Origin of the sequence: Nocardia ninae NBRC 108245, assembly GCF_007990755.1 — a bacterium.
Taxonomy (GTDB): Bacteria; Actinomycetota; Actinomycetes; order Mycobacteriales; family Mycobacteriaceae; genus Nocardia; species Nocardia ninae.
Genome location: NZ_BJXA01000012.1, coordinates 1 through 22,329, shown reverse-complemented (window position 1 = coordinate 22,329; position 22,329 = coordinate 1). Strand labels below are relative to the sequence as shown.

19 protein-coding genes and 3 pseudogenes are annotated in these 22,329 nt (G+C 67.0%); 9 read left to right on the top strand and 13 right to left on the bottom strand.

Annotated features, from left to right (window positions below; all coding sequences use genetic code 11):
* Positions 1–322: 322 nt before the first annotated feature.
* Together NN4_RS11610 and NN4_RS11605 are read right to left on the bottom strand one after the other, a co-directional pair.
* On the bottom strand, positions 323–751 hold the full coding sequence (locus NN4_RS11610; RefSeq protein ID WP_308633311.1) for a DoxX family membrane protein: 429 nt from the start codon (positions 749–751) through the stop codon (positions 323–325).
* A gap of 94 nt (positions 752–845) precedes the next feature.
* Positions 846–1,739: a helix-turn-helix domain-containing protein gene (locus NN4_RS11605; RefSeq protein WP_147129931.1), complete on the bottom strand. Its 894-nt coding sequence runs from the start codon at positions 1,737–1,739 to the stop codon at positions 846–848.
* Between the two features lie 73 nt (positions 1,740–1,812).
* On the opposite strand from NN4_RS11605, the gene NN4_RS11600 reads away from it, so the two are divergent.
* Entirely contained in the window at positions 1,813–2,283 is a 471-nt protein-coding gene (locus tag NN4_RS11600) for a VOC family protein (RefSeq protein ID WP_147129930.1), read from the top strand.
* Between the two features lie 17 nt (positions 2,284–2,300).
* Here NN4_RS11600 and uvrB read toward each other — a convergent pair whose 3' ends face one another.
* Positions 2,301–4,493: an excinuclease ABC subunit UvrB gene (gene uvrB, locus NN4_RS11595; RefSeq protein ID WP_246180828.1), complete on the bottom strand. Its 2,193-nt coding sequence runs from the start codon at positions 4,491–4,493 to the stop codon at positions 2,301–2,303.
* A 474-nt stretch (positions 4,494–4,967) separates the two neighbouring features.
* On the opposite strand from uvrB, the gene NN4_RS11590 reads away from it, so the two are divergent.
* Together NN4_RS11590 and NN4_RS11585 are read left to right on the top strand one after the other, a co-directional pair.
* Complete coding sequence (locus NN4_RS11590; RefSeq protein ID WP_147129929.1) at positions 4,968–5,615, top strand: ribonuclease FAU-1 family protein; 648 nt, start codon at positions 4,968–4,970, stop codon at positions 5,613–5,615.
* 47 nt (positions 5,616–5,662) lie between these two features.
* The gene (locus NN4_RS11585) at positions 5,663–6,187 is read left to right on the top strand and encodes a ribonuclease FAU-1 family protein (RefSeq protein WP_147129928.1); all 525 of its coding nucleotides are present in this window, start codon (positions 5,663–5,665) and stop codon (positions 6,185–6,187) included.
* Between the two features lie 18 nt (positions 6,188–6,205).
* On the opposite strand, the gene coaE is transcribed toward NN4_RS11585, so the two are convergent.
* The gene (gene coaE, locus NN4_RS11580) at positions 6,206–7,408 is read right to left on the bottom strand and encodes a dephospho-CoA kinase (RefSeq protein ID WP_147129927.1); all 1,203 of its coding nucleotides are present in this window, start codon (positions 7,406–7,408) and stop codon (positions 6,206–6,208) included.
* 328 nt (positions 7,409–7,736) lie between these two features.
* On the opposite strand from coaE, the gene NN4_RS11575 reads away from it, so the two are divergent.
* On the top strand, positions 7,737–7,949 hold the full coding sequence (locus tag NN4_RS11575; protein WP_135236016.1) for a hypothetical protein: 213 nt from the start codon (positions 7,737–7,739) through the stop codon (positions 7,947–7,949).
* Between the two features lie 49 nt (positions 7,950–7,998).
* On the opposite strand, the pseudogene NN4_RS46895 reads toward NN4_RS11575, so the two are convergent.
* The 6 genes and pseudogenes from NN4_RS46895 to NN4_RS11550 all read right to left on the bottom strand — a co-directional run.
* Positions 7,999–8,190 (bottom strand): annotated as a pseudogene (locus NN4_RS46895) (phospholipase); the annotation flags it as partial.
* A gap of 108 nt (positions 8,191–8,298) precedes the next feature.
* Positions 8,299–8,385 (bottom strand): annotated as a pseudogene (locus NN4_RS46890) (twin-arginine translocation signal domain-containing protein); the annotation flags it as partial.
* Positions 8,386–8,597: 212 nt separating this feature from the next.
* Positions 8,598–10,001 carry an MATE family efflux transporter gene (locus NN4_RS11565; RefSeq protein ID WP_147129925.1) on the bottom strand — a complete coding sequence of 468 codons (1,404 nt, stop codon included), beginning with the start codon at positions 9,999–10,001 and terminating at the stop codon, positions 8,598–8,600.
* 5 nt (positions 10,002–10,006) lie between these two features.
* On the bottom strand, positions 10,007–11,071 hold the full coding sequence (locus NN4_RS11560; RefSeq protein ID WP_147130035.1) for a PLP-dependent cysteine synthase family protein: 1,065 nt from the start codon (positions 11,069–11,071) through the stop codon (positions 10,007–10,009).
* A gap of 50 nt (positions 11,072–11,121) precedes the next feature.
* Positions 11,122–12,471: an alanine racemase gene (locus NN4_RS11555; protein WP_147129924.1), complete on the bottom strand. Its 1,350-nt coding sequence runs from the start codon at positions 12,469–12,471 to the stop codon at positions 11,122–11,124.
* Positions 12,462–13,439 carry an ornithine cyclodeaminase gene (locus tag NN4_RS11550; RefSeq protein WP_147129923.1) on the bottom strand — a complete coding sequence of 326 codons (978 nt, stop codon included), beginning with the start codon at positions 13,437–13,439 and terminating at the stop codon, positions 12,462–12,464. Before NN4_RS11550 ends, NN4_RS11555 begins: the two co-directional genes overlap by 10 nt.
* A gap of 270 nt (positions 13,440–13,709) precedes the next feature.
* On the opposite strand from NN4_RS11550, the gene NN4_RS11545 reads away from it, so the two are divergent.
* Positions 13,710–14,843 carry a hypothetical protein gene (locus NN4_RS11545; protein WP_147129922.1) on the top strand — a complete coding sequence of 378 codons (1,134 nt, stop codon included), beginning with the start codon at positions 13,710–13,712 and terminating at the stop codon, positions 14,841–14,843.
* 93 nt (positions 14,844–14,936) lie between these two features.
* Here the strand turns inward: NN4_RS11545 and NN4_RS11540 are convergent, their stop codons facing one another.
* Positions 14,937–15,626, bottom strand: coding sequence for a TetR/AcrR family transcriptional regulator (locus NN4_RS11540; protein WP_246180826.1), 690 nt, complete (start codon positions 15,624–15,626; stop codon positions 14,937–14,939).
* A 99-nt stretch (positions 15,627–15,725) separates the two neighbouring features.
* On the opposite strand from NN4_RS11540, the gene NN4_RS11535 reads away from it, so the two are divergent.
* The 3 genes from NN4_RS11535 (at position 15,726) to NN4_RS11525 (ending at position 19,566) form a co-directional block, all read left to right on the top strand.
* Positions 15,726–16,412 (top strand): NAD(P)-dependent oxidoreductase, encoded by a 687-nt coding sequence (locus NN4_RS11535; protein WP_147129920.1) that lies wholly within the window; start codon positions 15,726–15,728, stop codon positions 16,410–16,412.
* Positions 16,413–16,537: 125 nt separating this feature from the next.
* A complete protein-coding gene (locus NN4_RS11530) occupies positions 16,538–17,113 on the top strand; it encodes a hypothetical protein (RefSeq protein ID WP_147129919.1) in 576 nt (191 codons plus the stop codon).
* Between the two features lie 251 nt (positions 17,114–17,364).
* Positions 17,365–19,566, top strand: coding sequence for an MMPL family transporter (locus NN4_RS11525; protein ID WP_147129918.1), 2,202 nt, complete (start codon positions 17,365–17,367; stop codon positions 19,564–19,566).
* Here NN4_RS11525 and NN4_RS11520 read toward each other — a convergent pair whose 3' ends face one another.
* Complete coding sequence (locus NN4_RS11520) at positions 19,567–20,199, bottom strand: TetR/AcrR family transcriptional regulator (protein ID WP_186818371.1); 633 nt, start codon at positions 20,197–20,199, stop codon at positions 19,567–19,569.
* 94 nt (positions 20,200–20,293) lie between these two features.
* Entirely contained in the window at positions 20,294–21,775 is a 1,482-nt protein-coding gene (rpsA, locus tag NN4_RS11515; RefSeq protein WP_147129916.1) for a 30S ribosomal protein S1, read from the bottom strand.
* Between the two features lie 245 nt (positions 21,776–22,020).
* Between rpsA and NN4_RS11510 the strand changes: the two are divergent.
* Positions 22,021–22,329 (top strand): annotated as a pseudogene (locus NN4_RS11510) (SAM-dependent methyltransferase); the annotation flags it as partial.

The following is a 22,329-nucleotide window of genomic DNA, read 5'->3' as shown; positions in this document are numbered from 1 at the left end:
GTTCGCCAGGAAATGCGGGAAGGGCATCGGCAACCAGCGCGGACACAATTGCCCGGCCGGTAAACTGTGATCGAGCACAACCCCCGTGAACGATCTTGTCCCCCTGGGATATTCGTCACATACCTGGGTCGATCGAACAGACATCAGCCCGCCTCGGCGCGCGAATCTCGCACCGGGACGGGCCCGTCCGAGCCTGGGACTAGCGTGCCATTACGGCCACTGCCGATAGTTCGCCCAGAATAAGCCCAGAATCGCTCCGATGATGTCCATGTGTTCCTCTCCTGCAGTAAAAGGACGCGCAATATTAGCGCGGCAAGCAAGATCAGAGGTCGAAAAGCGGTCCGGTGATGGTCAATCCGAGGTCATCGACGTGGGCGAAGAACGCGAACAGCATCAACGCGGCGCCGGCGAGCGCGACGTTCTTGTTGAAGTTGACCATCTCGCCCTGCTTGGCCTGCGGATCGGTTTCCTTCCAGAACGGGTGCATCAGCACCGCGGTCACCAGCAACAGCACCGCGAGCAGCAGCGAACCGAGATCGGCCCACACGCCGAGCAGCACGCTCAGCCCGCCGAGGCCGAACAGCGCGCCCGAGCCGAGCACCGAGAGCTTCGCCATCGGCACCCCCTTGCTCGCCGCGTAACCCGCCATCGCCTCGGTCTGCATGACGTGACCGAGCGCGGAGCTCAGGAACAACACCGAGAACAACACCCGTCCGATCAACACCACGACATCCATGTCCAGCTCCCTCAATTGGCTGACAGTAGGTAGTGCAACATTCAACTAAGAGTTCCGGGAGGTATTCCCGAGCCCGTGGTCGAATGGTCGAATACGGTCGGCCCGGCAACTATGTCCTGGTCGGCAAGACCTTTGCGGTGACCTCGTTGCGCGAGCGTAGCGAATTCTTGGCGTATTCCAGTGGAGCCATTCCGACTTCCGCGGTGAACTCCCGCGAGAAGTGCGCCTGATCGAAGTATCCCAGTTCGGCGGCCAATGCGGCGAGATCTTCGGTCCGGCCGCGCGCGAGGAGTTCGGCGCCGTCTTGCAGCCGGTAACGGCGCAGCACCCACTTCGGGCCGGCGCCGACGTAGCGCCGGAACATCCGCTGCAAGGTGCGGGTGGGTATGCCGAATCGGTCGGTGATCTGATCGACCCTGGTCAGCTCCGCATCCCCGGCCATCGCGTCGATGATGCGCAGCACCGAGTGGTAGGTCGGATCGTCGGCGGCGGGCCGGGCCGCGAGGAACTCGTCGAGCATGGCGCTGCGCTGCTCGTCGGTGGGCGCGGCCAGGACGCGGTCGGTCAGTCCGCGGGCCTCGGGCATGACGTCGGTCAGGTCGACGGTGGTGTCGCGGAACGAACCGACGTCGAGTCCGGTGTAGGCGCCGAAGCCGCCCGCGCGGAAGCGCACGCCGAACACCTCGCCCGTTCCGTCGAGTTCCCGGATGAATTTCGTCGTGCACACGCCGGTGACGAAACCGCCTGTGCGGGTTGCGGATCGCTCGAAGGTGACGTTGACGCTCGGGTAGGAGAGCACCTCCGCCCGGTACGGCGGCCGGCCGCGCAGATCCCAGCGCACCGACCAATACCACTCGACGAAACGGTCCACCGCGGGGCCGGCCGGTAGTCGGGCCAGGGAGCGGTACTTGGCCTGTTCGTCCGGGTGCAGGATGCCGGTGGTGTCCGCGGGCGCGACCGGGTTCCGGGGCAGCCCCGACGCGGAATCAGTGCTGCCCGGCATGGTTTCGCTCCTGTCTGGCACCGTGTCGCTTTCTTACAAGACCGGCGCCACCCGCTCGACCAGGATTGTTGTCATGACGAACACCGTGAACCCCATCGCCGACGGCTACCACTCCATCACCTGTTTCCTCGCGGTCGGCGACGGCAACAAGGCCATTGATTTCTACTCCGCTGTCTTCGGCGCCGAGGTGATCACCCGCAGCGATCTGCCGGACGGTCAGCCCGCGCACGCCGAACTGAAGATCGGCGACTCCACTCTCCAAATGGGCATGCCCATCCCGGACAACAATGTGCTCGCCCCGAACGGCGAGTGGGTGCACACCTCGATCGTGCACTACTGCCCCGACGTCGACGCGGTGATCAAGCGCGCCATCGAACACGGCGCCCGCAGTGCCGAGGAACCCCAAACCTTCGTCACCGGAGACCGTTTCGGCGTAGTCATCGATCCGTTCGGCCACCGCTGGGCCGTCATCACCAAGGTCGAAGAGGTCTCCCGCGAGGAAGCCGAACGCCGCGTCAACGAGTGGATGGCTACTCAGGGCTGACGCGCCGCCACCGGCACTCAACTCAGTCCGGCGGCGTCCATGCCGCGCAGTTCCTTCTTCAGGTCGGCGATCTCATCGCGCAGCCGGCCTGCGAGCTCGAATTGCAGCTCGCGGGCCGCGTTCATCATCTGCGCGGTGAGTTCCTTGACCAGGTCGGCGAGTTCGGCGCGCGGCATCGACTTGATGTCGCGGCCCTCGTAGACGCCCGCACTGACCGCGCGGCCCGGCTCGCCCTGAGCACGGCGACCGCGACTGGAGTTGCGGCCGGAGCCGCCGACCTCCACCTCGGTCTCCTCGGCCTCCCGGTACACCTGGTCGAGGATGTCGGCGATCTTCTTGCGCAACGGTTTCGGGTCGATGCCCTTCTCCGTGTTGTAGGCGACCTGCTTGGCCCGGCGCCGATCGGTCTCGTCGATGGCGTGCCGCATCGAGTCGGTGATCTTGTCGGCGTACATGTGCACCTCGCCCGACACGTTGCGCGCCGCGCGGCCGATGGTCTGGATCAGGCTGGTGCTGCTGCGCAGGAAGCCTTCCTTATCCGCGTCGAGGATCGCCACCAGCGACACCTCGGGCAGGTCGAGGCCCTCGCGCAGCAGGTTGATGCCGACGAGCACGTCGTATTCGCCGAGCCGCAGCTGCCGCAGCAGTTCGACGCGGCGCAGCGTATCGATCTCCGAGTGCAGGTACCGCACCCGCACGCCGAGCCCGAGCAGATAGTCGGTGAGGTCTTCGGCCATCTTCTTGGTGAGCGTGGTGACCAGCACCCGCTCGTCCTTCTCGGTGCGCAGCCGGATCTCGTGCACCAGATCGTCGATCTGACCCTTGGTCGGCTTGACCACGACCTGCGGATCGACCAGGCCGGTCGGGCGGATGACCTGCTCGACCACCTCGCCGCCGACCTGGCCCAGCTCGTACGGGCCGGGGGTGGCCGACAGATACACCGCCTGGCCGATGCGTTCGGCGAACTCCTCCCAGGTGAGCGGCCGGTTGTCCACCGCGGACGGCAGCCGGAAACCGAACTCCACCAGGTTGCGCTTGCGCGACATGTCGCCCTCGTACATGCCGCCGATCTGCGGCACCGTCACGTGCGACTCGTCGATGACGAGCAGGAAGTCGTCGGGGAAGTAGTCGAGCAGCGTCGCGGGCGCCGAGCCGGCCGGGCGGCCGTCGATGTGGCGCGAGTAGTTCTCGATGCCGGAACAGAAGCCGACCTGCCGGATCATCTCCAGGTCGTACTGGGTGCGCATGCGCAGCCGCTGCGCTTCGAGCAGTTTGCCCTGCCGCTCCAGCTCGGCCAGCCGCTGCTCCAGCTCGGTCTCGATGTCACGGACCGCGCGCTCCATCCGATCCGGGCCCGCCACGTAGTGGGTGGCCGGGAAGATGCGCAGCATGTCCACCTGGCGCACCACATCGCCCGTGAGCGGGTGCAGGTAGTACAGCGCCTCGATCTCGTCGCCGAAGAACTCGATGCGGACCGCGAGCTCCTCGTAGGACGGGATGATCTCGACGGTGTCGCCGCGCACTCGGAACGAGCCGCGGGTGAACGCCATGTCGTTGCGGGTGTACTGCACATCGACCAGCAGGCGAAGCAGTGCGTCGCGGTCCACCTCGGTGCCGACCTCGAGCTGCACCGAACGATCGAGGTAGGACTGCGGGGTGCCGAGGCCGTAGATGCACGACACCGACGCGACCACCACCACGTCGCGGCGCGACAGCAGGCTCGACGTCGCCGAGTGCCGCAGCCGCTCGACGTCGTCGTTGACCGAGCTGTCCTTCTCGATGTAGGTGTCGGTCTGGGCGATGTACGCCTCGGGTTGGTAGTAGTCGTAGTACGAGACGAAGTACTCGACGGCGTTGTTCGGCAGCATCTCCCGCAGCTCGTTGGCCAGCTGGGCGGCGAGCGTCTTGTTCGGGGCCATCACCAGCGTCGGGCGCTGGAGCCGTTCGATGAGCCACGCGGTGGTCGCCGACTTACCGGTGCCGGTGGCGCCGAGCAGCACGACGTCGCGCTCCCCCGCCTTGATCCGGCGTTCCAGCTCCTCGATGGCGGCGGGCTGGTCGCCGGCGGGCACGTGCTCACTGACTACCTGGAAGCGCCCGTCGGTGCGCTCGATCTCGCCGACGGGCCGGTGCTCGGAGTGCGCGAGCGGCGTCTCGGCCGCCGCCCTCTCCGCGTAGCCTTCCGTCGGAATCTCGGTTGCAAATGCCATGTTCACCAGCCTAAGCCCAGCCACCGACAGATTTCGCGGTCGCGCGGGCGGTGGCTGCCGCGGACCTCGGCCTGTCGCAAATCCAGCCCCCCGGAGGCGCCGGATGGGACTTCGCGACAGTCCCTTGGTTAGCGGGTTCGGTCAGTGTCGCCGTAGCGTCCTCGCGCCGAGTCCCGAGTTATTGAACGACGGTCGGTGCTCGCGCATTCCCAGCAATCCATTCCTGGCAGCCCGGGCGCTGGCCGCATGCGCGCGGCCGCCATTGTTCACAGTTCCGCCGCACATAGCGAGACAACGCGGGCGCACCAATGCCGTTTCACTTTCAGCCACCGTTATGTGTCCGAATTGTCCCTTGCTGCAACACAATTCGTAGCCAAAAACATATCGCGTCATTGCGCCCACCCACCATTCCCCAGGTGTACGCTGATTTGGTTGTTCGGACAACGCGTTCGGATGTGGCGAAGAACAAGAGCCATGAGAGGTCTGATTCCATTGCTCAATACCGTGCCGACCACCGGCTTCGCAGGAACTATCGCCCGGCACCTCCGCGCAGCGGTCCCCGGACTGAATCAGAACGCCAATGCCGCCGCAACGAACACCGTGTTACCGCCCGGGCACCCACCGCACCGGCCGCGCGTCGAGTTCTTCAACCTCGCGGAACTCACCAGCACCGACTGCAAGGGCTTCGTCCGTCAGGTCGAGCGCTACCACCACGAACCGTGGGGCGTGTACATGGCCCGCATCGTGCCCGTCCCGCACCGCCACTACCTGGAGTGCTGGCTGCTGCCCGCGCTCTCGCTGCGCGTGACGCTGACCCGCCGCAACCCGGCGCATCACGTGGATCACGATTTCCACCTGGATATCGGTGAGTTCACCGAGATCGAGCCGAAGCACTGGAAGGCCGTCGACCACTACCTCGACATCGAGGTGCACCGCGGCCACAATGTCGAACTGCTCGGCGTCGACGAGCTGCTGGCCGCCCACGCGGCCGGATTGGTGGACACCGCACAGGCGCACCGGGCCTTCGAGTGCGCGACGGCGGCGCTGGACGGCCTCGCCGCCAACGACCACTGCGTCGAGGACTGGCTGGCCACCCACGGCATTTCCCTCACCTGGATGTAACCGCCGGGTCACTCGACTCCGGCGGGGCGGCGGTAGATTCTGAATGCATGACCCAGGCACCTTCCGTCGACGTACATCGGCCCAAGGTCGAGTACTTCGACCTCGCGGCGCTGACCAACACCGATCCCAAGGGATTCGTGCGGCCGGTCGAGCGGTACCAGGTGGAGCCGTGGGGCCTGTACATGGCACGCACCTCGGACCACGAGCAGTTCCACTACATCGAATCGTGGCTGCTGCCCGACCTGGCGCTGCGGGCCAGCGTCTTCCACTACAACCCTGAGCACCAGCGCGACCAGGACTTCTACCTGGACCTCGGCGAGTTCCGCCAGCTGGAGCCGGACCGCTGGAAGTCGGTGGACCACTACCTCGACATCGTCGTACGCACGGGCCGCGACACCGAACTCCTCGACGTCGACGAACTGCTCGCCGCGCACACGGCCGGGCTACTCACCGCCGCCGAGGCCCAGGCCGCCATCGAGACCGCGACCACCGCCATCGACGGCATCGCCGCGCACGACTACAGCCTGGACCGCTGGCTGCAATCCCGCGGCGTCACCCTCACCTGGCTCTAGTTCCCGGTCGGCAAGGCGCTAGCGATCCCGCCAAGCCTGCATGCGGGGGTAGGCGGCGGCGAACCAGGGCTCTTTGACGTCGAGGTAGGCGATCGTCGCCGCCTCGCCGGTCAGGCCGGTCGCCTTCGCCTTCGCCGCGCGCTTGACCTCGAGGTACTCGGCGCGTGCGTCGGCGTCGGCGCGCAGCCAGTCACGGAACAGCAGCGCGTACTCCTGCCCGGGCGTACCGGCCACGCGCACATGCACATTGGCGAGGCGGCCGGGGTCGGCGTTCTGGTGGTAGCGCTTGGTCCACAACGTGACGTCCGTGCCCGCCGGATCCTGCGCCGTCGGCCTCGGGCAGTCTTCCGTGATCTCCGGTCGAACCGGAAATCCCGCCGCCCCCAACGCATCCCGCAGGCCGTCGGCCGCCGCGAGGTCCGCCACGGTGATCTGTAGATCGAGCACGTCCTTGGCGGGCAGCTCCGGCACGGCGGTCGAGCCGATGTGATCGATGCGCGATGCAGCCGCCCCGCACGCCACCCACAGCCTGGCGATGAGCCGCTGCGCCTGTACGGCCCAGTCCGGGTTCGCCGGCACCAGCCGGATGTCTTTCTTGCGCGCGGGCGTCCCGGCACGGAGGTTGCGCTCGAACGGCACCAGCCGGTCCTGCCACAGCCGCCGCACCTCGTCCTCGATCGCCGCGGGCGCGCCACTGTTGTCGAGCAACACGTCGGCGACCGCGCGGCGCTGTTCGTCGGTGGCCTGCGCGGCAATACGCGCCCGCGCATCGGCTTCGGCGATGCCGCGGAATTCGACCAGCCTGCGCAGCCGAGTTTCCGCGTCGACATCGACGACAACAACCAAGTTCATCAATGGTGCGAGACCATTTTCGACCAGCAGCGGAATATCCTGCACAACAATGGCGTCGGGCGCGGCCGCGGAAATGAGTTCGGCGGTACGTTTGCCCACCAGCGGATGCGTAATCGAATTCAGCGTCGCGCGCGATTCGTCGTCCGCGAAAGCCTTGGCCGCCAGGGCGGGCCGGTCCAGGCTGCCGTCGGCCGCCAGGATCTCGGCGCCGAACGCGGCCACGAGCGCCGCCAGGCCCTCGGTACCCGGCGCGACGACCTCCCTGGCAATCAGGTCGGAATCGATGATCACCGCGCCGAGATCGGCGAGAATTCGCGCCACCGTCGACTTGCCCGCTCCCATGCCTCCGGTGAGGCCGATCCGCAACATCGGACCAGTCTCGCATCCCGGGGCCGGGGCGGCCTGCGCGCCCACACCGCCGGGCAGTGCCGCAAGGACCGACGTTCGACTTCGGCGACACAATCAGCCGGATTACCCATCCGGCCCGCGCTTTCCACCTGCCGCCGCCGTAATTGCCCGATCCGTGACGAGGCCGAGACCATTTCGCAACAATTCCGGCCGGACCCGGTACTCGGGCGACAACTTTCCGACACGCCGACCCAATTACTTGCGCAAAATACTCTGCACGGCACTTTCGTTCGGCTAATCTTCGCCGTGGCGATCCAGGGCGCCAGCACCAGCAAGCAAAGGAACATCATTGGGCACCAGATACAACCAGACGGCTCGCCACCGCCTGGGCATGGCGGGTGGTGTGCACTGCACCCAGATCCCCGCCGTCGCGGCCGCGTTAGCCGAACACCGCCGCACATGGTTCAGCGCGTTGATCAGCCCGGCCCGGCACAGCTTCGCCGCTATGCGAAAACGCTCCGCCGTCCCGTCGGTCCGGTGGGTGCCCGCCACCGCGAGCTGAGGCGTACACGTCGAGAAGTGGCCCAGCCCCCGCCAGGGCTGGGCCACTCTCATGCCCGAATCAACCCGCTCGGCTCGCGCCGGGTACCGGGTTGTTGTGTCGGCATCGAATTCGGCGGCACCGGATAAGGGATCCCGGTCTCCGCCGTACCCAACGCGATATTCGGGCCGCATTGGGCGACCGCGGCATCCATTTTCGGTTTCGGGTCCGGCAGCACCGGTTTTGCGATATTCGGTGCCGAGCGGTCGAAGGAGCGACTCTTCTGCATGAGCGAGACGAGGTGCTCGATATCGCCCAGGCCGGCGGGGTCGGCGGCGTAGGCCCGTTCGATGATCGGGTCGGCCAAGGAAGCCGACGCGCCCACCGCACCGGCCGCCGCCGCCTTCGCTAGGAATTGTCTGCGATTGAGCCCGCTGAACGGCCCCGCTGCGCACATCTCTTCGGCCGACCTTTCCGCCAGGGCTGTCGAGCAGAATTTCGCGATCCGCGCCGACCCTACCCGACGTGCTGCGACACCGCAGAGAAAGATCGTTTAGCCGGCTCGCGAGGTGGGCGAAAGCACGGTGCGAGAGGGTGATTCCGCCTGGTTGCCGGAGGGCTGCCCGAATTATCCCGCCGTTCTGCGTGTTTCACACCTTTTGCCCGCTTTCACCGGTTCGCGGGCACGGATTCCCGCGTGGGCGTGGCCATGTCGGCGGCACCGCGCAGAAATTTCCGCCACACCAGCGCGGCGGTGGCGCCGAAGCCGAGGCAGAGCCCGAGCCAGATGCCGGGTCCGTCCCAGCCGAGCCCGAACCCGAAGACGGCCATGGCGGGTACCCCGATGGCGAAGTAGCCGATCAGCGTGCTCTGCATCCCCGCCTTGGTGTTTCCGATGCCGCGCAGCAGGCCGATGGACAGGTTCTGCGAGCCCTTGCAGTACTGCTGGATGATCGCGAACCACAGCAGCGTCGAAGCGGCGGCGATGACGGCGGTGTCGTCGTGGTGCGAGCCGAGGAACGGCGCGAGAACGGCGCCGGGGAACAGCACGTAGCCGAGGCCGACGAGGGTCATGAAGGCGAAGCCCAGCAGCACAGTGCGCCGCGCGATGGCCGCCACCGCATGCCGGTCGCCTTGCCCGACCGTGCGGCTCACCAGGATCGAAGAGCCCTGGGACAGACCGATATTGACCTGGTAGACGATGTAGGCCAGCTGGTTGACGATGTTGCTCGCGGCCAGCGCCACCGGTCCGAAGCTGCCCATCAGCACTGCGGCGATGGAGGTGATCGCCGCTTCCGCGCCGTAGGTCAACGAGATCGGCGTACCCATCCGGACGATGCGCGTCACGGTGGCCCGGTCCGCCTGCCACGCGCGCAGGGACAGCAGGTCGCCGAGCAGCGGGTCGCGCCGGACGGTACGCAGGTAGATGCCGAACGTCCAGAGCTGAACGAGCGTGGTGGACAGGCCGATTCCGGCAAGGCCGAGTTTCGGCACGCCGAACCAGCCGTAGATGAACAGCGCGTTGAGCAGTGCGTTGACGCCGATCGACAGCAGCGTCACCCGCAACAGTGAGCCCGCCCGGCGCATGCCGACGGCGAACTGCCGCAACACGTTCAGCCAGAGCATGGGTATCAGGCCGGGCGCGAGCGTCCACATGATGGGGCGGGCCAGCTCGAGCACGTCCGGGGCCTGGCCGAGCCAGCGCAACGCGTAGCCCAGCGCGATCAGCAGCAGCGCGCCCGCCGTCGACGTCACCGTCGCCACGAAGGCCGCCGCGCGCACGAACCCACGGATCTCGGCGCGCGCTTGCTCGTCGAGATCACCTCGCCCGGTGCGTTTTTCGCTACCGCCGACGACCTCGGCGATCATGTTCCCGACGCCGGTGATCATGCCGACGCACATGGTGCGCAGCTGGTTGTACAGCAGCAGCGCGAGCCCGCCAGCGGCGACGGCGGCGACGCCGAGCAGCCCCATCATCGCCAGATCGACCGTGGTCAGCGCCACCTGGGCCAGCTGGATACCCGCGATCGGCGCGGCCAGCGCGACGATGGCTCGATACTCTCGAAACGCCATGTGGCCTAAGCTCCCGTCCGAACGCTGTATGCCGCCAGCCGCACCGATTCGTCGTACGCCCGGCAGAGCCTGATGATGCGCTGTTGCGCCGCCCGGTCCAGCAGGCCGCGTTCGCGCAGCCAGTCGTCGTCGTACACGGTGTCGAGGTACTTTTCCCCCGCGTCACACACCAGCACGATGACCGTGCTGCCCGCGGGCACATGCACGAGACGGCGCAACGCCACATGGATTGCGGCGCCGCCGGTTCCGCCGACGAGGATGCCGGTGCGCCGCGCGACCACCCGGGCGGTGGCGAACGCATCGATGTCGCCGACTCGGCAGTCCTCGTCGATGGCGTCGTATTTGACGTTGCCGCCCACCGGGAATCCGGCGGGGCTGCCCGCGCCGGTCTGCCAGTAGCCGCCGGCCGCACCGCCGAAGATGATGGAGCCCATCGGTTCGACACCGAGGGCATGGACCCGCGAGCCGAGCCTGCGGAGTTCTTCGACCGTGCCGCAGAGGGATCCGCCGGTCCCGACGGCGCCGATCAGATAGTCGACGTCGGTGTCGATATCGGCGAGCAGTTCGTGGGCGAGTTCGCGGTAGCCCGCGTTGTTGTGTGGATTGTTGTGCTGGTCGGGGCGGTACGCGCCGGTGCGGGCGGCGATCTCCGCGGCGATCCGCCTGCGCTCGACGGTGCTCGGGCCGCCGCCGGTGCCGCTGTCCACCGAAACCAGCTGCGCGCCCATCGCTTTCATCGCGCGCAGCTTGTCCACGGCGGCGTGGCCGTCGACCACGGCGGTGAAGGTGTAGCCGCGTTCCAGTGCCATGAGCGCGAGTCCGGTGCCGGTGTTGCCGGAGGTCGGTTCGACGATGTGCCCGCCTGGGCGTAATTCGCCGCTGCGTTCGGCCTGCAGCACCATCTCCCGCGCCATGCGTACCTTCGCGGAGCCGGTCGGGTTGAACTGCTCCAGCTTCAGCAGCAGGCGGGTACCGGTGCCGGTGCGGATGAGTTCGAGCAGCGGGGTGGAGCCGATGAGCTCGGAGGCCGAGCGGACGACGTTCTCCCGACGCCGTGGGAGATGCGCCACCGCGTCGCGCGCAGCCGCTCGCGGGTGCGCGTTCACGTATTCCTGCGTGTCTACCTGTCCAAGCGCCACAGGAACCGGCCTTCCTGATGTGTGACGACTACCTTCGGCGGCAACGGGAGCTGGTGGAATTCGCTCTCGTTCTTGTCCATCTGGTAGCCCGCCGTATTCGGATACAGCAGCAGGTCACCGTGTGCGGGCCGTTGCGGCAGCGGCACTTTGCGCCAGGTGAGGACGTCGTACTCCATGCAGCTCGCGCCGCCGACGCAGCTGGCGATCGGTTGCGCGGCCGGGTCCGTGCGCCGGGGCACCAGGATCGGATCCAGCAGGAACTCGCTGCCTTTCCACTGCTCGGACACGCTCATGCTGAGCCCGTGCACGGTGGTGATGCCGTAGTCGGCGTTCTGTTTGAAGCCGAGGACGGGGAACACGGTGAAGCCCGCATCGATGAGCAGCGCCCGGCCGGGTTCGATGAACAGCTGGATGTCGTTGTCGCGCAAGTGACTTGCCAGTGTGCGACCGTCGAAGCCCATAGTAAGGATGGCGTCCAGCATGTCGGCGCCGGTCGGCTCCTGCGCGTACGGATAGAACTTCTCGAATCGCTTGCCCGCGTGGAACCAGTCGTCGCGCCGATGGGCCAGGAAAGCCTGCCAATCGTCGTCTCCGACATAGCGGCAGGCAAAGCCGCCGCCGATAGAGAGGGCGGTGATCGGCAAGCCTTGCGCTTTCGTCTTGGCGCACAGCTGGATCAAGTCGTAGGCCAATTCGGCCCGCGGTGCGACGGCGTAACCATCGAGGTGGAACGAGAACCCGATCAACTCGAGCTGCGGCCGCCATTGCGCACACAGCGTGATCGCGGTCTCGAGATCTGTTGCCGACAAACCGAATCGACTGTGCGGGGCGTTCGGCGGCAACCGCCGCAACAGGATCCGCACCGGACCCGCAGTCCGCGCGATCTCCGCCACCCGGGCCAGCTCGTCGAGGGCATCGATGGCGACCACGCAGTCGTGCCTGGCGGCCAGCCGCAGCAGCGCATCGGTTTTGGCCGCCCCGGTCACCCCGATGTCGCGGCCGCGGATGCCGTGCGCCAGCGCGTGCACCAGTTCGGGCTCGCTGGCGACATCGACGGCACCGTCGAGATCGGCGATGGTGGGCAGCCAGCAGCCCGCCTTGTTCGCCTTCTTGCCGTAGTAGACCTGGCCGCGCACACCGTGTCCGGCGAGGGTTTTCTGGAAGGAGCGCAGATTTCGCGCGAACTGCTCCGGATAGACGACGTGGAACGGGCCACCGACGGCGTGGTGGATGTCGAAGAGCAGCTGCGGGTCCGTGCGCACCCGGTGCTGCCATTCCTGTTCCAGCGCAGGCAGTGCGGGCAGATCGAGGAGTGCGGCGTTCAGGACCACAGTTCCACCCGCTGTCCACGTCCGGCCGCCACCGCGCGCGTCGCCAGTGCGTGCGCTACCGGGATGTCGGTGATGATCATGCCGCTGGCGAACGCGAACACCCGATCGTCGGCGCCGGACCGTCCCGGCACCCGCCCCGCCACGATGTCGGGCAGTTCGGCATCGATCACCGGCTGCCCCTCCGGTCCCGCAAGCCGGGTACCGGTGACGCCCAGTTGCCCTGTGCTGGTGGCGATCGCGTAGTCGGCCGCGCGTAAGGCGCCACTCTCGACACCCTTGCTGGCTACCGAGATCAGCAGCCCACCCGGCGGCAGCCATTCGGTGCGCACCTTCGGATGCGCCGCCCGGCCGGAGGCCACCACGACGATGTCGGACTCGGCGACTGCCGCGGGCACATCGTCGACCAGTTCGATGTCCCGGTCTGGGAACCAGCGGCGCAGTGCCGCAATGCTTTCCGCGATACCGTCCGGATGGGTACCGAACAACCGCAGCCGCTCCAGGTTCGGCTGGGCGGTCAGCAAGTACGGCAACGTGTTACGGCCTTGGATACCGGTGCCGATCATCAGCGCGCTCGTAGCGCCCTCGCGGGCACAGTGTTTCGCGATGATCGCGGTGGTGGCCGGCGTGCGGGAGGCACCGACGCGCTGGCAGTCCATGAACGCGAACGGGAGGCCGGTGGTGTCGTCGTAGAGGCTGATCGTCGTGTAGTACTTGTCCGCGCTCTCGCTGCCCTGCCGGTAGGAGGTCTTGAAACCGAGCTGCTCGAGCGAACCGTCGTAGCCGAGCATGGAATACGACACCGCGTCGCGTTCGGTCTTCGGGATCGGCATCATCAGCTTCACCGGGCAGCGGGAATCGCCCTGCGCGTACGCCAGGTAGCCGTCCTCGACCAGGTCGATGACCTCGGCAGGCGGGATGTCGATATCGGCCAGATCGGTGCGCGTGAGGATGTGCAGTGCGTTGCTCATAGAACTCCGATGTCGTTGGGCGAATCGAGCAGCCGCCCGGACGGCGGCACCCCGTCCACCGGGCTACGGGCCGGCGCGCTCGCCACGAATGCCGTTGGGGCAGCACACATCCCGATCCGAGAAAAAGCCATGTCAGCATCGTAGACTATCGGTAATGATTTTCATTAGCATTATAAGTGAATTCAGACACATGCACCGAGTCGGGCGCGACATCCCCGCCGTTCCGGCGGATCCCGCTCCGATGGCTAACCTCGAGCTAACCTCCTGGCTGTGTCGATCAGGGAGGTGGTCTCGCGCTGCGCGCCGAAGGCGAAGCTGTGGTTGTGGCTCGCCTCCGCCGTCGTGTCCCTGACACTGGCCGCAGGCACCGTGTACTCCTGGACCCACGCCGGAAGCAGGCACGCGCCGGTCGCGGAGAAGGGCGTCACGGTGTCGAGCTACGCCGAGGCGGAAGCCGCGGTGACGCCACATCTCCCCCAGGATCGCGTCGTGCCCCGGGTATCCACCGGCGTGCTGTTGAACGCGCTGCAATTCATCAATGCCCACAACGTGAAAGCCACCGGACATATCTGGCAGCACATCCCGCCAGGATTTCCGGACGACATCGAGTCAGGCGTCCTGCTACTCGAGGCCGAGGACCCGCACTGCCCCAAAAAGGTGTTCGAGTATCCGCTCGGGGAGAACCGCGTGATCGTCTGGTCGTTCTCTACGGTCATCCGGCAGCAATTCAACTATGAGGACTATCCGCTAGATCACCAGGACATCTGGCTGCGGATGCGCCCAGTCGACATGATCCATCCGGTCCAGCTGGTGCCCTCGTTCGAATCGTTCCCGCCGTGGGATGGCAAGGCCCTCAACGGCTTGGACCCCGACCTCGTATTCGGCGACTGGACACCGGACTACACGGTGTGGAGCCTGAACCGTCAGGAATACAGCATGCTGTCCCATCCCGGGCTGTCCAATACCGACGAGCTGTATTTCAACGTCGGCGTCAGCCGGGGCCTGCTCGGACCGATGCTCGGCCGGATCGTGCCGGTGCTACTGCTCGCCGTCCTGATGTTCCTGTCGCTGTTCGTGATCACCACCGACCCCGACCGCCGACCCATTTCGGGTTTCACCGCCTTCGCAATCATCACCTTCTCGGTGTCCACCGTGCTCGTCGTGGCGGTCAACGACAACGCCGCCCGCACCGAAATCGGCTCCGCGGGCATCTCCTACATCGAGTACTGGTATTTCACCCTCTATGTGATGACCCTGCTCGTCGCACTCAACGCCACCATGTTGCTGCACGGCGCCTTCAGCAAAGCCCTCGCCTGGCGCGACAACCTGCTCCCGAAGATCCTGTTCTGGCCACTGTTCACCGGCATCATGTTCGCCGCGACCCTCGGCTACCTCGGGGTCTGACGGACCCGGTCCGCGCGCAGCGAGCAACCATCCAGAAAACAATTACCACGAGGTCTTCACGACGACCGTTCCCCTCAGCAGCCCATATACCGGCTACAGGCCGAGCGAGCGGACCAGATCGAGCATCTCGAGGTGGAAAAGCTTTGCGGGGTCCAGTGATTGGGGAACCAGGTGCCCGTAGACCTCCAACGCGATCAGCCCGTGCATACGGCCCCACATGCGTAGCGCGAGACCGAGTGCGGCAGGCGGCAACTCGGGGAAGTCGGCGCGGACGTGGGCGACGAGACCCGCGTCGAAGTCGGACCATGTTGTGTCGCCGAGGTTTTGGTGCTTCGCCGCGCTGGGCCACGCGGCGGCGGTCAGACCGACGAGGCCGGTGCACGCCCGCAATGCGGCGGTGGCGGCGGGGCCACCCGGCGGCGGCTGGTAGCCGGGCACCGGGTCGCCGTAGATGAGCCGGAACTCGGCGGGATGCTCGATTGCCCAGTCGCGCACGGCCTCACCCCACGCCACGATGCGCCCGGCGGGGTCGTCGACGGGGACCGCGTCGCGCGCGGCCTCGACCCGGTCGACCAGGGCGGTGTACACGTCGGAGATCAGGGTGGAGATCAGGTCGTCGCGGGTGGCGTAGTAGCCGTAGATGGCGCCGGCCGTCATGCCCATCTCGCGGGCGATGGCGCGCAACGAGACCGCATCGGGGCCGCCCTCGGCCAATAACCGCAGAGCAATGGCCTTGATCTCCCCGGACGCCTGCTCACGCATGCGCTCTCTGCGACTCTTCACGGCCTCCACCACGGTTGACACTCTACAGCGTTTGGCTACTATCACCCGTGTCGTTACTGAACGGCGTGTAGTAACTGGACAGCGTTTAGGGAGTGGATCGTGGACATCGGGATTTTCGGCGCGACGGGCGTCATCGGCAGCCGCGCCGTCGACGAGGCAACGCGGCGCGGGCATCGGGTGACCGCGTTCAGCCGGGATGCCGGTCGCTTCCCCACCGAGCGCGGCACCGTGACCTGGCAGGTCGCCGACTGGCTCGACGCCGACAGCGTGGCGGCCGCCATCTCCGGCCTCGACGTGGTGATCAGCGCGGTCAACGCCGGGCACGGCATCGCCGATACCATCGCGCGCGCAGGCGATTTCGTGGTCGGAGCGCAGGCGATGGTTCGGGCGCTCGAACGGCAGCCGCGGGTCCGGGTGATCGCCGTCGGCGGCGCGGGCAGCCTGGAGATCGCACCCGGCCTGCAACTGGTCGACACCGGCGCGGACTTCGTGCGCACCCTCACCGAGGATCTCGGCGTGCCCGCCGAGTACGCCGAGGTGGTGCGGGCGTTGCGGGACGCGTTGAACGTCTACCGATTGTCCAATCGCAACTGGACCTATCTCAGCCCTTCGGCTGGCCGGATCAACCCCGGCACTCGAACGGGTCGCTTCCGCGTCGGCGGCGACCAGTTGCTCATCGCCGCGGACGGGGCGCCCGATCTTTCCGCCGAGGATCTCGCCGTCGCCCTGTTGGACGAAGTCGAACAGCCGCGCTACCTCCAGCGCCGCTTCACCGTCGGTTACTGAAGCAGCCGACCGCCCGCGGCACGGCTAGCCGAAACCTGTCGTACCCCTCTGCCACAATAGAAACCAGGTCGGACGTCGATCGAGTTGTTGCCCAACGTAATTGGCAACTCGACCGAGGAGGCGCAATGCCTGACGTTCCAGCTTCGATGCCCGACCCGCGTGAACCGATGTTTGTCGATGTCGAGCGGCTGGTCGAGCTGGCGGCTGAGATCGAACGGCATCGGTACCTGTTGCGCGCCGCCGCCGATGGCTATCGGTGGCGGGTCGCGCGGCAGGTGGAACACCTGGATCCGCCGGATCGGGACATGCGCCTCGCGCACGCCGAGCGGTTGATCGACGCCTTGATGATCGATCCGGTCCGGCACAACGACCTGGACCTCGACGCCTATCGCGCTGTGCGCGATGGCGCGCCGATCGACTTCGACGCCGAACACAGGACCTACGTGCTGCGCAGGCCCGGCCAGGACCCCCTGCCGATTCGACCGGGCCTGCCGGAACATCGCCTCGGCGTGATCGCCCGGCTCGCCGGACTCGGCCTGCGATTGGAGCAGATCCAGGTCGTCGCCCTCACCACCGCCCAGGCGGTCGGCCCGCTGCGGGCGCCGACCACCACGCCGCAGGTGCAGCGTGGGACCACGAAGCCCTCGCGGCGAACCGGTGTCACCCATCAAGGTGAGCGGAAGCGCCGCGCCGACAACTGACTTCGACGCGTGGCGCCTGCCCGCTAGTCGACCGATCGGCGGCATCACCCCGGCGTACCCCGGCCTGCCGCCGCCATGCCGATGCGGTGCGGCGGTCCCCGACACACCCGGGCCGCCGCACCGCATGTGAGACGAGGACCTTGCCGGACCGACTCCTCTCATGACAGTCCCTTGCTAATTTTCCCTCGCTGTTCCTATGCTGACAGGCAGTACCTGATAGTGACTGTCAGATAGCGATCCCTGGAGGGGCGATGGCACAACCCACCATCCTCGATCGGCCGGAACCGCCCGCTCCGACTCAGCGGTGGGGTGCGGCCGGGCGGTGGGGAGTCGCGATGGCCAGGCATCGCAAGGTCGTGCTCGGCGTCTGGCTGCTGTTGGTCGTGGTGTGCGGCGCGGCGTATCCCGCGCTGCACGCCCGGCTCGGCACCCCCGACTATTCGGTGCCGGGCTCCGACTCGGTCGCGGTCGATCATCTTGTCGCGGAACACTTCTCCCGGTTCGGCATCGAGCAGGACCTGATCGTCTTCCACTCCGCCGAGGGCACCGTCGACACACCGGCATACCGCGCGACGATCGATCGGGCGATCAGTGTCGCCAGGCAGACCTCGGGCGTGGCCGGGGCCATCGGCCCGTTCGACGGCAATGCCGCCCAAATATCCGCCGACCGGCACACCGCCTTCGGCATCATCGGCGTCGACGGTGACATCTCGGCCCGAGTGCGGGTCGTGCAGGATTTGCGGGCGGCCATCGAGACCGGACCTGGTGCAGGCACCCAGGTCATGCTCACCGGGTACGCGCCGATCCAGTCCGAGATGATGCAGATCGAGACGGCCGACCTGCAACGCGCGGAAACCCTCGGCATCCCCGTGGCGACGGTGCTGCTGGTGCTGGCACTCGGGGCATTGACCGCGGCTCTGCTACCGATCACGGTGACCGCGGCAGGCATCGCGGTAGCCGTCGGCGCGCTCTTCGGCCTGACGACCTTCCTCGCCTTCGACTCCCTGGTGCTCTCGGTGGCGACGATGATCGCCACCGGCACCGCGATCGACTACGCGATGTTCATCGTCAGCCGCTTCAACGAGGAGCTGACCCGCCGTGGCGTCCGAAACCGCCGCGACCGCAACGCCATTCACGAGGCCGTCGGCGCGGCGATGGACACCACCGGCCGGACGGTGCTCGCCTCCGGACTCATCGTGATGATCTCGCTGTGTTCGCTGGCCGTCGTCGGACTGCCGATGCTGAACGGCATCGCCGTCGGCGTGGTCACCGCGGTAATCGCCACCATGACTGCCGCGTTCACGCTGCTGCCCGCACTGCTCGCGACGTTGGGCCCGGCGGTGAATCGCGGAGCGCTGCCCGAGCGGATGCGTCCCGCCGAGGTGCGATCCGCGGCGGCGTCGAGCGCATGGGCGCGGTGGGCGCACACCGTGATGGCACGGCCGGTGCTGTTCGGCACGGTCGGCGTCGCGCTCTTGGTCGTGGCGGCGGCGCCGCTCACCGGCCTGCGCTACGGCGTCGACGTGGGCACCGACGCCCTCACCGATCGCCCCGCCGGGCAGGCGATCGCCCTGGTCGAAAAGAACTTCACCCCTGGGCTGCTCGCCCCCATCGAGGTGGTCGCGACGGGCGCGGACGCAGCACCGCTGACCAGTGCGGCACGCGAGCAAGCCGACCGGTTCATCAATGAACTCTCCCATGACCCCCGCATCGCCACCGTGCTGCCGCAGTACGCGGACGGCCGGATGTTCGCGGCCGTCGTCCCGCGCGCCGCGTTCGGGTCCACCGCCGCGTCCGACCTGGTCACCGATATGCGTTCCCGCGCAGCGTCTCTCGGTGATGCCGAGGTGCGCATCGGCGGCACCACCGCGCTGTTCGTCGATGTGTCCGAACGGATCACCGGTCGATTTCCCTGGGTGATCGCGCTGGTGCTGGCCGTCTCCTTCGCCTTCCTCGTCGCCGCGTTCCGCAGCATCGTGCTGGCGGTGAAGGCGATCGTGTTGAATCTGCTGGCCACCGGTGCGGCACTGGGCATTACGGTCGCGGTCTTCCAGCACGGCATCGGCGAGTCCGCGCTCGGCTTCCACAGCACCGGGTTCCTCCAGATCTATCTGCCGATGCTGGTGTTCGCGGTGTTGTTCGGCCTGTCAATGGATTACGAGGTATTCCTCATCCGCCGGATGAAGGAACACTGGGATGTCCACCACGACAACGCCGCGGCGGTCGCCGATGGGCTGCAACGCACGGCCAGGCCGATCACCGCGGCCGCCGCGATCATGGTCGCCGTCTTCGCCAGCTTCGTGACCGCGAATGTATTGGAGCTCAAGCAGATCGGGTTCGCGCTTGCGGTCGCCATCGCGATCGACGCGGTGCTCGTGCGGCTGGTGCTGGTGCCCGCGTTCATGCGGCTGTTCGGGCGCTGGAACTGGTGGCTGCCGAAGCGGAAGACGTGACTAGCGGAACATGGTCTCGATCTGATCGATGATCGATCCGATGGCCTCGGTGTAGACGTCCTTCAGCCGCCCCGCGAAACCCGTTCCGGCCCAATGGTCCAACGCGGCGACACAACCCCAGACCGCGGTGGCCGCGGCCATCCGTACCCGTAAGTCGTTGGGCGCGAAACCGGTTCGTTCGGCGAACAGGGTCCGGAACTGGTCCTCCAGCTCGCGCATCTGCTTGGTCTGGCCGACCTTGATCTCGGGGATCGCCGCCGTGTATTGCAGCCGCTGGCGGATACGCCGCTCCGACTCCTCGGTCAGCAGCGATTCGATCAACAACGGGACGAGCATCCGCGCGACGGCGATCAGGCCGGCGGGTTCGACGGTGGTGCCGCCGCCGGCGGTGCGGATCGCCTCCAGCACCTTCGGGTCCGCCTCGTCGTGCAGCACGAGCATCTCTTTGGTGCCGAAGTAGCGGTACACCGAGCTCGGCGAGACCCCGGCCGCAGCGGCGACCCGTTCGATGGTGACATTGCGATACCCGTGCTCGTCGAACAGATCCAGCGCGACCCGCTGGATCCGGCTCATCGCCTCGATCTTCCTGCGCTCCCAGGCAGTGGACGGGAGCTCAACAGCGGCATCGGACATCATCGTTCAGAATACCGGGCGGATGGGCCGCCACGGCCCCGACATGGGCGAAGGCCCCGGTCCAGTGGACCGGGGCCTTCGTCACAGGTGTCTATCAGGCGTTGCCGGAGAGCTTCTCCCGCAGTGCCGCCAGCTGCGCGTCGCTGGCCAGCGAACCGCCGGCCGACTCGGTCGAGCTGGACGACGAGGAGGACGCCTGCGCGGTGCCGCCGCTCTCGGAGGAGTAGTTGGACGAACCGCCACCGTTCGCGGCCTCGGCCGCGGCGTCGGCCGCCATCTTCTCCATCTGAGCGGTGTGCATCTTGTGGCGACGCTCCGCCTCGGCGTAGCGGCCTTCCCACTCTTCGCGCTGCTTGTCGAAGCCCTCGAGCCACTCGTTGGTGTCGGGATCGAAGCCCTCGGGGAAGATGTAGTTGCCCTGGTCGTCGTAGCTGTCGGCCATGCCGTACTTCGACGGGTCGAACTCGGCGTGGTAGTCCTCGTTCGCCTGCTTCAGCGACAGCGAGATCCGGCGACGCTCCAGGTCGATGTCGATGACCTTGACCATCGCGTCGTCGCCGACGGCGACAACCTGGTCCGGGACCTCCACGTGGCGCTCGGCCAGCTCGGAGATGTGCACCAGGCCCTCGATGCCCTCTTCGACGCGCACGAACGCACCGAACGGGACCAGCTTGGTGACCTTTCCGGGCACGATCTGGCCGATCGCGTGGGTCCGGGCGAACTGACGCCACGGGTCTTCCTGGGTCGCCTTGAGCGAGAGCGAAACCCGCTCGCGGTCCAGGTCGACGTCGAGGACCTCGACGGTGACCTCGGTGCCGACCTCGACGACCTCGGACGGGTGGTCGATGTGCTTCCAGGACAGCTCGGAGACGTGCACCAGGCCGTCGACGCCACCCAGGTCCACGAAGGCACCGAAGTTGACGATCGAGGAGACCACACCCTTGCGGACCTGGCCCTTCTGCAGCTGGTGCAGGAACTCGCTGCGGACCTCGGACTGGGTCTGCTCGAGCCATGCGCGGCGGGAAAGAACGACGTTGTTGCGGTTCTTGTCCAGCTCGATGATCTTGGCCTCGATCTCCTTGCCGACGTACGGCTGGAGGTCGCGGACACGACGCATCTCGACGAGCGAGGCGGGCAGGAAGCCACGGAGACCGATGTCGAGGATCAGGCCGCCCTTGACGACCTCGATGACGGTGCCCTTGACGGCCTCGTCCTTCTCCTTGAGCTCCTCGATCGTGCCCCACGCGCGCTCGTACTGAGCCCGCTTCTTCGACAGGATCAGGCGGCCTTCCTTGTCCTCCTTGGTGAGAACAAGAGCCTCGACCTCATCACCCACGGAAACGACCTCATTCGGGTCGACATCGTGCTTGATGGAGAGTTCGCGGGAAGGGATGACGCCTTCGGTCTTGTAACCGATGTCGAGCAGGACCTCGTCGCGGTCGACCTTGACGATGGTTCCTTCGACGATATCGCCGTCATTGAAGTACTTGATCGTGGCGTCGATGGCGGCGAGGAAATCCTCGGCGGAGCCGATGTCGTTGACGGCTACCTGCGGCGAGGTGACGGTGGTGGGCATATGTCGGTTTGCTCCGGACGGATTGTGGTCGGTTGCGGACATTGGAACTTTCGGTACGCTGGCGAATTCACCGCGGTGGTGTGAAGACGGACACTAGGAACGTACCGCACGTAACGCACGTGAAACTCAGCGCGGGTGGTTTACTCCGGTACGGCTGTACAGAAGGCACTCGCGCGTTCAGCGTACGCGACCTTGGTCCAGGCGGGCAAACCGGTCCGGCCGCCACGCCGGGATACGCTGACGGCGTGTCGGAAGATCGCCATGCAGAGGCAAACACACTGCTCGGAACCGCGGGAACCGCGCGCACCCGGATCGGCTCGGCCGCCAGTCAACAGGCCAGTCGCCGCTGGTGGGACGCCGACGCAGGCCAGTATCACGAGACGCACGCCGATTTCCTCGGCGTGGATTCCCCAGACGGCGAATTCGTCTGGTGCCCGGAGGGGCTGCACGAAGGCGACATGCGCTTCCTCGGGGAGATAACCGGCAAGCGAGTCCTGGAGATCGGCTGCGGTTCGGCGCCGTGCGCACGCTGGCTGGCCGGGCAGGGGGCGCAC